The following is a 12002-nucleotide window of genomic DNA, read 5'->3' on the forward strand; positions in this document are numbered from 1 at the left end:
ATAGAAAATAATTTATATAATGAAAATTAATGAAATGATAGAATATATGAATTTTGATTTAATAAGAATAAGCTTTTATCTTACTATATTAAATTTTAACCAGAGATATACTTCTACCGCTAATAGATCAAATATTAATCGAAAACACAAGACACAGAAGTTTTATATAAAACCTAAAGAACCATTGGTTTAAGGTGTTTTAAGGATTAAATGTATAAGAAAACTCCTGAGAAATCAGGAATGATTTTAAAAAAACTCCTGGTTCTGTATGATTATATATATCATTACTAACAGAATGAAACCTATTTTAAAAAGCATATCCAATAAGAGTGAAAACGCCTGTTAGAAAATTAATCCCAAATATTTGCTCGTGGAATATTTGCAGTTCTTAAATAATCTAGCAATTGCCCAGTATGGATTGATTCATGATATGCAACTCTTAGTAACATGTCGCCCAGACTTCTTATGTAACCTGCATCAGAACGATCAATTTTGATATTTGTTAAATCTTCTTCCGAAAATGATTTAATAGTCTCTAAGAATTCATTTCTAAAAGATTCTGCAAAGTTTAATTCCATTCTTACAGTGGAAAAAGGTTGTTTCTCGAAAGGGGAATCAAATGCTGCCAGACTTCCTTGATTTTTGATAGCCAAATGGTAATAGTGTTCACTTTCTAATACATGCCTTATCATTTCGATAATGGTCATAGCCTCATTATCGGGTTTCCAATGTAAAAGATCTTGGGGAATAGATGTCCAAATCTTTATACTTCTCCGTCGTATTTCTTGAAAATTAAAAAGAATTAAATCAATTGAGTTCATAATTTGTCCTCCATTTATTGGTGTAATTTAAATATACACGAATAAAAGTTCGGTTAAAAGAGTGAAAATTTTAAAAATTTGTATGTTGACATTACAATGGCTTGGGAATAGGGGGGTGAGGAATTGGATCAATAAATAAAATAGTAATTTCAGGGGAGATAAGGAATTAATTATTCATATAAAGAAAAAATCCAAGAGTTAAATTATAATTCTTGGATGCTCCCATTGATATCTATTTAGTTCTGTTAACCAAAAAATTTATTGATCACTTTCAGTACTATATTGAAGGGTTTAAGCGTGAGAGTATTAATGTTAAACAAACAAAACGGATATAGGCTAAGTCATTTAATGAACCGATTTTCTAACGCAAATTGATAATGAGCTAAAATGAACTACTGTGAACTGCTTTTTATCTTCGTATAGTTTCACTAAAATTTTTTCTTCCTGAATATACTGAAACCACGTCAACGTTAATGGTACGAATCGAATTTTCATTCAATTCAACCTTCCCTTTATTTTGAAATTTCTTCCACGCCTTTACATCTTTACGATACAAATATTCAGATAAATGAAAAATATCGCTATCAATGCTTAATCCTGCTATAAAAGTATCTTTAATATTCTTTTCTACTTCCTTTTTCACTTTTGTTCTGATTTCGCTTTCTTTTACTATCTCTTGAAATCCCCTTAGCTCTACATCCAATTTTACCTTCAAGTCAAAGTAAACCGAATTCCCTTTGACAATAGGCTCCACTTTTAAACTAGCCACTTTTCCATTAGCTGTAATAAATCGCTTTTCACCAGACTCAGAATCCTTAAGCATCATTGTCAGTTCTGCTCTTTTTGTTTTTTTATCCATCCAACCTAATCCTTTTACTTTATTTCCTGAAATATTTCCTTTGAGTCCCTTTGGAGATACTACACTAACACCGTTGATATTTGTAATCTTGTCCTTTTCCTCTTTTGTTTCCCAATTATTTGAAATGGAAACAGAGGGAATGTTTGCTTCATAACTTGGCTCCGCTAATTTTAGTATTAACTCACGAACATTCAATGGTTGAATCGTAGAATCCTGCTTAAATGAATTTAATGGATCTGATAATTTGGATAATGAAACGGCTTTATTGAGAATAGGGGTTACTAACAAAACGTCTTTTATGGGTTCTTTCGTGCTATATACCCACGTTTGATATCTTGCATCATGAAATCGTATAAATGAATTAATTAATGAATTCATTCCCCCGGATTTAATCAACTCTTCAGAAAACACGATATATGCAAGATGTCCCCAATAAAGCTCTTCATCCATAGTTTTATACAGATTATAAAATGCTTCATGGTCAGTTTTACCAGAAGCATGACCTACTTCAGCTTGAATCGCTTGAGGATCCGCAGGTTGTTCAGATTTTGCGATGTTCGCAAAATTAATGATTTGCGTATAAATTTGGTACTTTCCATCTTTATAATCTATCCCAATTCCGTAAAGGTATAGCATGCGTTCAGGTTCTCTAGAATCCCAACAACCTGATAGTAGTGTCGTAGCTATGATAAGGATTATCAATATTCTTTTATTCATTTTTTCCCTCTTTAGTCTGTGCTTGAACTTGTGTCTCTGTAACCCTTGTATTATCTATAGTTTTTAAAGATTCTGGACGCTTCGTATATTTATTTGCCGGTAATCGAAATAAAGACTTGAATATGGTTGACCAGCTTAAATCTGTAGTAATATTCATATATGGATACCCTAAAATGCGTATATTGGATAGATAAACAAGAACAAAGAAGAACGATAAAAAAAAGCCAAAGAGCCCAAAGAATGATGAAAGTAAAATAAAAAATACTCGTAATACACTTATGGTAGTTGCAAGGTTTTGATTAACTAACGTAAAAGACGCAATAGTCGAAAGTGCAATAATGACCACCATGGCTGGACTTGTAATACCTGCTCGAATAGCAGCATCGCCAATAATTAATCCACCTACGACCCCAATAGTACCCCCTAAAACTATAGGAAGACGCAAACCTGCTTCACGGAATAACTCAAACATAGCTAACATGAGAAGCATTTCAAGTGCTGTAGGGAAGGGTAATCCTGTATTTGACTGCACAATGGTTGCCAAAAGTTGGAATGGTAACTGGTTTTGGTGATAGGTCGTTAAAGAAAGCCAAAATGCCGGTAGGAGTGATCCGATTAACAAACCAATTATACGCATGACTCTTTCTACTGAACCATACCCAACTGGATATTCGTTATCTTCACTCGTTTTTAATAATAAGAATAAGTTCACTGGTGTAATAATTGCATAGGAAGCACCGTCTACAAATATGATAAATCTTCCTCTAGTTAGGCATTGAACTACAAAATCTGGTCTTCCTGTATAATCATGTCTAGGGAAGAGAGGCGCACTTTTTTCTACTCGCTCCATTAATATATCAGCACTAAATATTGCGTCAGTCTTTACTTGCTTTAATTGCTTTTTAAGCATATTTAATTTTTCTTTATTAGCAATATCGTCAAAGTATAGGATGGCAACGTTCGTTTTTGATCGTTCTCCCAATTCAATTTTTTCTACACACAATGAATTAGTAGGTAAGCGTTTTCTAATAATAGCTATATTTACAGCTATATCTTCAATAAAGTTATCCCTGGGTCCTCTAATTGTTACTTCTGCTTTTGTTTCTTCAGGATTACGATTTGGCTTTTTAGCTATATTACTGGAAAACAGGATTTCAATTTCTTCAAAATAAAGAAGAACAAAACCTGTATAAACTTGTAAAATCGCTTGTTGTTCATCTTTTACTTTCGTTAAATCTGGAACGTATAAATTTGACTCCACTTGTGTCTCAAGAGATTCATTTTTTAAATTACTGCATAAGAAGCCAACACGTGGGACAATGACCTCATTTAGTAACTGCAAATCTATCATCGCTTCGCAAGTAATAAGATGAATTGTATGCCCGTTAAATGTATATTGTTGAAACTTCACATCAGCAGATTTCTGAAATAACTGCTGTAAAGAGTCCAAATTCATTGAGTTTGATTTTGAGTCATTTTTTCTTGTTTCGATAGTTTTTCACCACTTTTTTGTTCATTTTTATCTTTAATTAATGATTTTCTAGATGTTAGTGAAATGATTGTTAAAAATAAGGATAATATGATAAAGAAGAGAAAAGTACTTATTAAAAAATATTTACCATTAATAAGCAAGAAAAGATTCTCTCTTAAAAGGGTTAACGATAAACATACGAAAAAAAATGGTGGAGCAAGCTTCGTCCAAACTTGTTTTTTATCGTTCTGTATATTCAATATTTCTGCACACACATATAAAATAAAACTTACCCTTAGGAATGTTCCGGTTAGCCATTGATAAATAGAGAAGAAATCTATATGTTCGATAAAACGGCCTATTGTAGCTAGACCCCATTCTTCAAATGCTGGATACCTTTGTTTTGCTGCTTCTGATGGTCCAAATTCTGTAATAGCACCAACAAGTGGACCTATTGTTAAGCCTGTCAATATCACAAGCATTAGTCCAAAGTGATACCAACGCATGCGTTTTTGTATTTTATGTTGAATAAATAGAAGTATTAGTAATTCGACAAAACCAGATGAGGGGTATATCGCCCCCGTTAAAACTGGCTGAAATCCATGTTCAAAAAACGGTTTTAATAACCCATAATCTTTCACTTGTAAATTGACAAACGCCACAAAAAATCCCAGAATAACGACACCCGTTAAAACAAATACATTTACAATGACAATCGTTTGCAAACCGGATGCAGCAAGAAACATAACCAACAGGACAAATATGATTAACAGTATGATAACTGGTGTCTTTGGTAAAAAAGTCGTCGTAACCCAAAGTAACGTTTCTCTCATCGTGAATGCAGCAAGTAGTAGTAAATAAAAGGCGATACCGTATAAAACTATAGCAGTTAAAACCTTCCCTATTCTTTGTTTTAACCAGTCTTTAATTGGCTCTTGATTCGTTTTTTTATGGACATATACTAAAAGAAAGGTCCATACAAAAATCCCCAATACTCCTAATAGCACAGAAGCCCAACCATCTCTTCCAGCAGTTGCTAAGATTGAGGGAATAATCGTTACATGGTTTTTTAAACCAATAAACGTCATCGTCAAGAATACAACATGTAGTATACTAATTGATCCTTCGTTCCTCATTTTTATACCTTCCATTTTTAGTGATATACGGTAGTGTTGACAACAATCAAAAAGTTTATAAGTAAATATATGCAAAATAGTTTTCAATGGAATACGTTTAAGTGAGTTAGGGTGAAAATTCGAGAAGGTTAGATAAGAGAAAGAATTAATTAAAGGCGTTAGTGGTAAATGGAACACCTATTACAAAGTCTAAATGTGGGGGATATTTCACGGTCAACAGTTTGATATCTAGAAATATAGAGAAAAAAGCCTTACTTACGAAGAGATTTGGGAGGGGGTAAACCAAAAATCCAGTTGTACCATTATAGTGCTCCTCATTATTTAGAAAGTAACCCATTGATGACATGTAAATTTTCTATTTTTTAAAATGATAAAACAGCTTGTGATTTTAATTTGTCTCAGTGTTGTTAAAAGAACATGGTAAACCTTTGCTTACCTTCTAGTAACCACAACTTCTGTGGCAGAGCAGTGCCAAAGGAGGGGAGGGGAACATCATATGTTGAAAGCTTATCAAGCTAAGAGTATTGCCAATATTGTAAAGCTTAGCTGATGAAATAACACCGACTTAAATGGGACGGGGTTAAAAAATAGTATTTAATTTAATTCATAATAGTCTTTTAATGATACATTGTTAATAAGTTATTCAATGGTAAGTACAGTGGCAAATTCACCATGTAATATGTTATTTTAATGCTATCAGATAAAAAAAGCACCCTTGAATTAAATTCCAGGGTACAGTAGGTGGGCATGATGAAAATAAACCGTCCATCTTCAATCTTGGTAACAAACTCTTATACAAACTCTTAGCTTATATTAACCAGAATCCCATAGATTTGGTTAAAATTTTTAGACGTAGGCATAATAAGGTTAAAAATTTCAAAAGGAAACTTGAGTATTAAGACAATTCTCTATAGTGATTGTTGATGGTAAATTACTCAATTAGACTTGCCGCAGTCTGTTTAAGAAATTTTTCTACTTAATTTTTAATATTATTTTCCCTTTAACCCTTCCTGACTCTGTATATTCTATTGCTTTCTGAGCATCTTCAAAAGGAAAAATTTATCAATTATAGGCATAATTTTACCATGCTCAATATAATCTGCAATAGCTCGCAATTGTTCTCCACTAGGCTTCATGAATAAAAAGGTATATTGAACATTATACTTTTTCTCTAGGTTTGAAAGCTTATTGCTTGCTACAGAAAACAACATGGATTTTAATAATCCGAAGCCATTTTCTTTACCAAAACGGGCATTCGGCAATCCTGAAACAGAAACAATTTTCCCTCCACTTTTTATCACTTCGAATGATTTTTCAAGAATATCACCCCCGAGCTTATCAAATACTGAATCATAGTTTTTTAATATCTCTTCAAATTTCTCTGTTCTGTAGTTTATAATTTGATCTACGCCAAGAGATTTCACTAAATTTGCTCCAGCATCACTTGCTGTCGTCGCAACAGTGCCGCCCATTACCTTGGCCAGTTGAATAGCAAAGGTTCCGACACCACCAGCTCCCGCGTGAATTAAAATTTTTTGCTTCTTTTATAATTGCAAAATGTCTGTTAATGCTTGATAAGAGGTTAACCCAACCAGTGGAATTGAAGCGGCTTCTTCAAAGCTTAAATTTTTAGGTTTTAGGGCGATGTCATTTTCATGAACAGCAATGTATTCAGGAAAAGTACCAATTTTACTTTTACGAGGACGTGCATATATTTCGTCACCCACTTTAAAGCGAGTTACTTTAGAGCCAACCTTTGCCACTACACCAGAAAAATCATTTCCTAAAATGAGCGGCATTTTATATTTAACTAATAATTTTACTTTCCCATCACGTATTTTAAAATCAATAGGATTGATACTTGCTGCATGAATTTCTGCAAGCACTTCACATTCACTTATTTCTGGTGTGGCCATTTCTTTCAAACGCAATGGAACTTTTCCATACCTTTCAATAACCATAGCTCTCACAACATATACCTCCTAGTATGAGTTAAATTTCATCATTTGTATAAAAGTCCTGCATGAACTGATTAATATCCGACACAAGTGTTGCTAATAAATCTAATTCTGTACGTACATTTATATAATAAAAGTTCTTTGTTCCTTCTTTACGCATTAAAATAACACCTGCATCACGTAAAATTTTTAGATGGTGCGACACAGCAGGGCGAGAAAGGTGTGTTTGTTCAGTGATATCACCTACACGTAATCCTGTTTGACAATCCGTCCCCATTAAAACTAACAAGATCGATTGACGTGTTTCATCACCAATTGCCAATAGTACTTTTTGACTTTTAATAAAATCTTCTCTGATAATGTTAAGTTGATCTTGTTTATTCATAATGTAAAATACCTCCATTAATTGGTTCAATGGTTTAAGTTGATAAACCATTAAACTGAATACAACAGTAAACTATTGTTTTGCTAGGCGCAATATTGAGAAAGAAAATCGAGACGAATAAATACAAGAAGGAGTGTAAAAGTAGGAGAAATGATATCTATGATAACGAAATAAAAGCCATCTCATTTAAATTTCAATGAGATGACTACTGTTTTTATTAAAAAATCATTTAGAATTAATAATATGATCATTAACAAATGCTTTTATGAAAAAGAATTCATTGTCATTAGGATCTCTTTTATATTCTGCCTTAAAGCATTCTAAAGAATTTTCTAATGAGGTAGACTTTACAACTCGACTTGCTGTTGTTAACTCTTCCCAATATATATTCATTTCTTTGGCATTACAGATTGATTCATGTCCAAGTAGGAACCATTCAGCATCGTATTTTTGAATGTCTTGAATCATTGGTTTTAACAAAGATTGCCCTCAAACCCTTAACCGCTATAGAAACAAGATAGCTGAGGGAAAAGAAAACGGTATTTTTGTGAGGTAACTAACAAAACTTGTAGATAACGTGGAGTTAGAGTTTAACGATATTAATAAGGACACAGAGATCATGCGTTCATATTGTAGAAAACTAAAATTAAATCGTATAATGCAAATGTTGTAATACTTGCTCTTATGGTTATAATTTAGGGAAAAGAGGTTTTAGCATAAATGCAAGAGTATTGGGTATTTGTCTTAAATAATAACCAAATTCAAAAAGTTACTATGGCTGCTTCAGAAATGGACTTAGAAAATTCGAAAGAATATTTTAAAAACATATTAAAAGTGCCTATATTAGAAGTAGGTCATGGAACTGTGCCGAAAGGTTTTAGAAAGTTAAAGGAATTTGAATACTGTGTTTAAAACTGTGAAGCAGGAAACGCTTAGTTTCCTGCTTTTTTATTTGAAGGATCTTAAATATAACCCAGCAAAAAAATAAACGGCATACCAATTGATATGCCGTTTATTATGCTATTTTTTTTGTTTGTTCTTCCAGCTACTAAGAATTAATGCTCCCCAACCAATTATGACCAATAAACCAAAGGCTCTATGCCATAAAGGCGCATGTATCGGTAGTATCATTCCGCTAATAAAATAAAATAGTGCCATAACAAATAATACAGCAAACAAAATTTGATTTTTTTTATTCATAAGTACACACCACTTTTTAAAAGACTATCATAACAAAAGCTTTAGAGATATATGTAGCTACCGTTTTATTAAAATGAGCTTTTTTAACGAGAAAATTTGTCATTGCATCTGCAATAGTGCCGCCAGAATTTACAGCAAAGTCTAGAAACTTATTGATAGATTGCCAATGAAAAACGACTAATTGTGTTCCAGTCATTGATTCTATTTTTCCTATCATTTTATCCCAACCACTTTTACCAACTTTTTTCATAGTTGCTTTGATTGCTTTTGCGCCAGCCTTAGCAGTTAAAGTAACCTTTCCAAAAGGTTGTATTACCATTTCATTATTGGTTTCTTTATTCAATAGATCGTCTGCAACACTTGGATCTATAAATTCAGATTTAGACTCATTTACTGCAATTTCCAAAAGTTTATAAAACTCATCTTCGTCGTAATTCATAAAGAATTCTTCCATGGATTGCATCTCTTCATCAGTAAATAGAACATCATCATTTTCTTGAATAGTTACATCTGGACTAGCAGCAAAAGCACTTTGTAATGGAACGTTCATAGTGCCTAATAATAACATCCCACTAAGAGCTCCTGAAGTTGTTTTAATTCCCCATTTTTTCATAAATTAATCTAATTTTATATTATTTGGTCGCTACCATTATAGTAAACATTTACCTTAAAGGGAAGGGAAGATTTACTATTTAAGAAAATGCTACTATGAAAAACTTTACTTTGTAAAAAAATGCTGTTGAGGAGTTTTTTATTAAGAGTTAATGCCTAAAGATGGCAAAATCATTTGGATTACTATTACCTATTTGATAAGGATTGGTATGAAAATGACGAAAAAACTATTAGATTTATTAATTCCTCATGCTTACCAGATTCAAAAATTTCTCCAGTCTTAAAAATGGAGATTCGATTGACCATTTTTGCGGAAGCTGAGGAAAATGGCATTAAGACTTAGCTTCACCCCAGAAATAAAAAAGACAATTATTAAAGGATACGCCACAGTGTAGATAAAAGAAGGTTTATCAGCTGTGAGGTCTGCACTTTTTTGAGGTGAATAGTAATGTTTTTAGTATCTTTTATTTTGTTTTGGGAATGTCTGGCTTGGAAGTATAGAAGAACAAGCTGTTTTGCCTATGCGTGTAGGTGGAGCAGTTTTTTGCATTGGATGATGGTGCAGAGCTAATATATCTTTGTTACCAGACGTATCTATACTTCTCCTTCACCCAAGCATTTTATATTAATCTCTGCAGTAACGGGGGTTTCTAAGAAGCCTATATTTAGGGGATGAGAAAGTGAATACATATTTTATAAGACTTTAATACTAATTTCATTGATAATAAGGTTCTATTAAAAGGGTATAAATATCCTTTTAAAGATAGATCAAAAGTTATTATTTTAAAAATAATAAATATCCTTTTTTATTTTTTTATTTTTAAAAAACATAATTTTAATACTATTTACCTAATTTAATTATATATATATTAATATTTGTTGGAATGTTAAAGCGAAAATTATCATTTACTTCATTCGCATTTTATAGGTATAATTATGCGATTTGAATAAACTAATGGAGGACAAAAGATGAAACCAACGTATTTTAAACCAGTTGCTGCAACGTTGTTAGGCATGTCGCTTGTTACAAATGCTATTATTCCAAATAACATTGAGGCTCATGCTACAACAAAAAAAGTTAAAAAAGTTACTACAGGCGTGAAAATAACGAAGTCTGGAAAACTTGTCAGCGCAAAGTCCAGAAAAGCTATAAAAGGTCTTGTTTCTTACAGGGGAATTGTCTATAAAAATGGGAAAAGAGTTAATGGTTTAGTATATGGGAATTACTACAAAAACGGCAAGAAGGCCACTGGGTTAAATAAGGGTACCTTCTATAAAAATGGAACCATAGGAACGGGTACATACAAAGGTGTATATTACTCAAAAGGAAAAAAAGCGATTGGACTTTTCAATCATACGTATTACAAAAATGGTATAAAAGGAACTGGTTATTACCAAGATGTTCGCTACTTTAAAGGGAAAGCTGTGAATGGCTTACTTGATGATGTCTTGTACAAAAAGGGGAAACCTGTAAACGGCTTAGTGAATGATCTTTACTATATTAAGGGAAAAGTTGCTAGTGGAGAATACAATGGTGTTTTCTATGAGAATGGAAAAGAACTTACAGATGTAGCTCTGCAAGCTAAATTAGTCGTTGCAAATAATGAATTTAATGCAACACAAATTATTTTAAAACAAGTGCAACAACAGCAAATTGATTTAGAAGCAATCGCAAAGAAACTAGGAGCTTCCCCGACATTTTCTACTCAACCAAACTTTGAGGATATTGCAGATTTCATTGCGGCAAATAAAGACAAAACATCTTATACAGAAGAGGAAAGAAAGGCTGCAAAAGAAGCTCTAGCAAAGCACCAAGAAACAATAAAACAAAACTTGGAAGAGACTGCAAAACGTGTAGTAACAGCAGCAGAAAGTTTAACTCAAACTATAGCTCAGATCGCTCAGATTTCAAAAGATGAAAAAACTGTAGCCGCAGCTAAGATAGCATTAGAAGAAGTTAAAAAAGTAGAAGAACATGTTAAAGCAATTACAGGAATAAATGTTGATTATTTGAAACTAGACCAAGACATCTCAAAAGCAGATGCTGCCTTTAAAAATAATCCTGTAAAACCAGTTGAGCCATCAAAACCCGAAGAAAAACCAAGCAAACCAGGAGCAAATACACCGGGTGAAGCAGTTGAAAAGGTGAATAAAGCAATTAAAGCTCTTCCGGCAAAGATTACGCTAGCAGATGAAAAAGCAGTAATAGCTGCTCGATTGGCATACGAAAAGCTTACTTATTTAGAAAAGTCCTATGTTACTAGCCAAGAACTAGCTGTATTAGTAGAGGCAGAAGCAAAAATTGCGGAATTAAACAAGACATACGGCGACGCAGAAGCAAAAGCACAAGAAGTAAGAGCGCTTATCGACGCTTTGCCAGAAGACATCACACTTGGTAATGAAAAGGCTGTAAAAGCAGCTCGTAAGGCATTAGAAGATTTAACAGATTTAGAAAAATCTTATGTGACAACCCAAGACGTAGAAAAACTAGAAGCAGCAGAAGTGAAAATTGCGGAATTGAACAAGACAAACGACGACGCAGAAGCAAAAGCGCAAGAAGTAAGAGCGCTTATCCACGCTTTGCCAGAAGACATCACACTTGATAATGAAAATGCTGTAAAAGCAGCTCGTGAGGCAATGGCAGGTTTAACAGAATTAGAAAAATCTTATGTGACTAATTTGGATATAGAAAAATTAGAAGCAGCAGAAGTGACAATTGTGGAATTGAACAGGATATACGGCGACGCAGAAGCAAAAGCGCAAGAAGTAAGAGAGCTTATTCACGCTTTGCCAGAAGACATCACACTTGATAATGAAAGTGCTGTAAAAGCAGCTCGTGAGGC

General features: G+C 33.0%; 11 protein-coding genes and 1 pseudogene. 2 read left to right on the forward strand and 10 right to left on the reverse strand.

Features of this window, described 5'->3' with window-relative positions; all coding sequences use genetic code 11:
- Window positions 1-350: 350 nt before the first annotated feature.
- The 8 genes from RST01_RS11390 to RST01_RS11420 form a co-directional block, all read right to left on the reverse strand.
- Window positions 351-821, reverse strand: a complete 471-nt coding sequence (locus tag RST01_RS11390; protein WP_147196908.1) for a DinB family protein — start codon at window positions 819-821, stop codon at window positions 351-353.
- Between the two features lie 409 nt (window positions 822-1230).
- Window positions 1231-2397, reverse strand: coding sequence for a Ger(x)C family spore germination protein (locus tag RST01_RS11395; RefSeq protein WP_147196910.1), 1167 nt, complete (start codon window positions 2395-2397; stop codon window positions 1231-1233).
- Window positions 2390-3853, reverse strand: coding sequence for a spore germination protein (locus RST01_RS11400; RefSeq protein ID WP_147196912.1), 1464 nt, complete (start codon window positions 3851-3853; stop codon window positions 2390-2392). Before RST01_RS11400 ends, RST01_RS11395 begins: the two co-directional genes overlap by 8 nt.
- Window positions 3850-5004, reverse strand: coding sequence for a GerAB/ArcD/ProY family transporter (locus tag RST01_RS11405; protein WP_147196914.1), 1155 nt, complete (start codon window positions 5002-5004; stop codon window positions 3850-3852). The genes RST01_RS11400 and RST01_RS11405 overlap by 4 nt, the downstream gene beginning before the upstream one ends.
- A gap of 1025 nt (window positions 5005-6029) precedes the next feature.
- A complete protein-coding gene (locus RST01_RS16315) occupies window positions 6030-6476 on the reverse strand; it encodes a zinc-binding dehydrogenase (RefSeq protein ID WP_371859445.1) in 447 nt (148 codons plus the stop codon).
- A 72-nt stretch (window positions 6477-6548) separates the two neighbouring features.
- A complete protein-coding gene (locus RST01_RS16320; RefSeq protein ID WP_371859446.1) occupies window positions 6549-6965 on the reverse strand; it encodes an NADP-dependent oxidoreductase in 417 nt (138 codons plus the stop codon).
- 31 nt (window positions 6966-6996) lie between these two features.
- Window positions 6997-7347, reverse strand: coding sequence for an ArsR/SmtB family transcription factor (locus RST01_RS11415; protein WP_147196915.1), 351 nt, complete (start codon window positions 7345-7347; stop codon window positions 6997-6999).
- A 225-nt stretch (window positions 7348-7572) separates the two neighbouring features.
- Complete coding sequence (locus RST01_RS11420) at window positions 7573-7827, reverse strand: hypothetical protein (RefSeq protein WP_184117465.1); 255 nt, start codon at window positions 7825-7827, stop codon at window positions 7573-7575.
- A 240-nt stretch (window positions 7828-8067) separates the two neighbouring features.
- Here RST01_RS11420 and RST01_RS11425 point away from each other — a divergent pair, with 240 nt between their 5' ends.
- The gene (locus RST01_RS11425) at window positions 8068-8259 is read left to right on the forward strand and encodes a hypothetical protein (RefSeq protein ID WP_147196917.1); all 192 of its coding nucleotides are present in this window, start codon (window positions 8068-8070) and stop codon (window positions 8257-8259) included.
- Window positions 8260-8367: 108 nt separating this feature from the next.
- On the opposite strand, the gene RST01_RS11430 is transcribed toward RST01_RS11425, so the two are convergent.
- Window positions 8368-8547 carry a hypothetical protein gene (locus RST01_RS11430; protein ID WP_147196919.1) on the reverse strand — a complete coding sequence of 60 codons (180 nt, stop codon included), beginning with the start codon at window positions 8545-8547 and terminating at the stop codon, window positions 8368-8370.
- Between the two features lie 16 nt (window positions 8548-8563).
- On the reverse strand, window positions 8564-9160 hold the full coding sequence (locus tag RST01_RS11435) for a hypothetical protein (protein ID WP_147196921.1): 597 nt from the start codon (window positions 9158-9160) through the stop codon (window positions 8564-8566).
- Window positions 9161-10128: 968 nt separating this feature from the next.
- Here RST01_RS11435 and RST01_RS11440 point away from each other — a divergent pair.
- Window positions 10129-12002: pseudogene (locus RST01_RS11440) on the forward strand (hypothetical protein); the annotation flags it as partial.

It is taken from the genome of Rummeliibacillus stabekisii, assembly GCF_007988965.1.
Taxonomy (GTDB): domain Bacteria; phylum Bacillota; class Bacilli; order Bacillales_A; family Planococcaceae; genus Rummeliibacillus; species Rummeliibacillus stabekisii.

Coding starts and splice junctions, on each gene's coding strand:
- RST01_RS11400 (WP_147196912.1), bottom strand. CDS start 3,853: ATGAATTTGGACTCTTTACAGCAGTTATTTCAGAAATCTGCTGATGTG.
- RST01_RS11415 (WP_147196915.1), bottom strand. CDS start 7,347: ATGAATAAACAAGATCAACTTAACATTATCAGAGAAGATTTTATTAAA.
- RST01_RS11405 (WP_147196914.1), bottom strand. CDS start 5,004: ATGAGGAACGAAGGATCAATTAGTATACTACATGTTGTATTCTTGACG.
- RST01_RS16320 (WP_371859446.1), bottom strand. CDS start 6,965: ATGGTTATTGAAAGGTATGGAAAAGTTCCATTGCGTTTGAAAGAAATG.
- RST01_RS11425 (WP_147196917.1), top strand. CDS start 8,068: ATGCAAGAGTATTGGGTATTTGTCTTAAATAATAACCAAATTCAAAAA.
- RST01_RS16315 (WP_371859445.1), bottom strand. CDS start 6,476: ATGGGCGGCACTGTTGCGACGACAGCAAGTGATGCTGGAGCAAATTTA.
- RST01_RS11430 (WP_147196919.1), bottom strand. CDS start 8,547: ATGAATAAAAAAAATCAAATTTTGTTTGCTGTATTATTTGTTATGGCA.
- RST01_RS11435 (WP_147196921.1), bottom strand. CDS start 9,160: ATGAAAAAATGGGGAATTAAAACAACTTCAGGAGCTCTTAGTGGGATG.
- RST01_RS11390 (WP_147196908.1), bottom strand. CDS start 821: ATGAACTCAATTGATTTAATTCTTTTTAATTTTCAAGAAATACGACGG.
- RST01_RS11395 (WP_147196910.1), bottom strand. CDS start 2,397: ATGAATAAAAGAATATTGATAATCCTTATCATAGCTACGACACTACTA.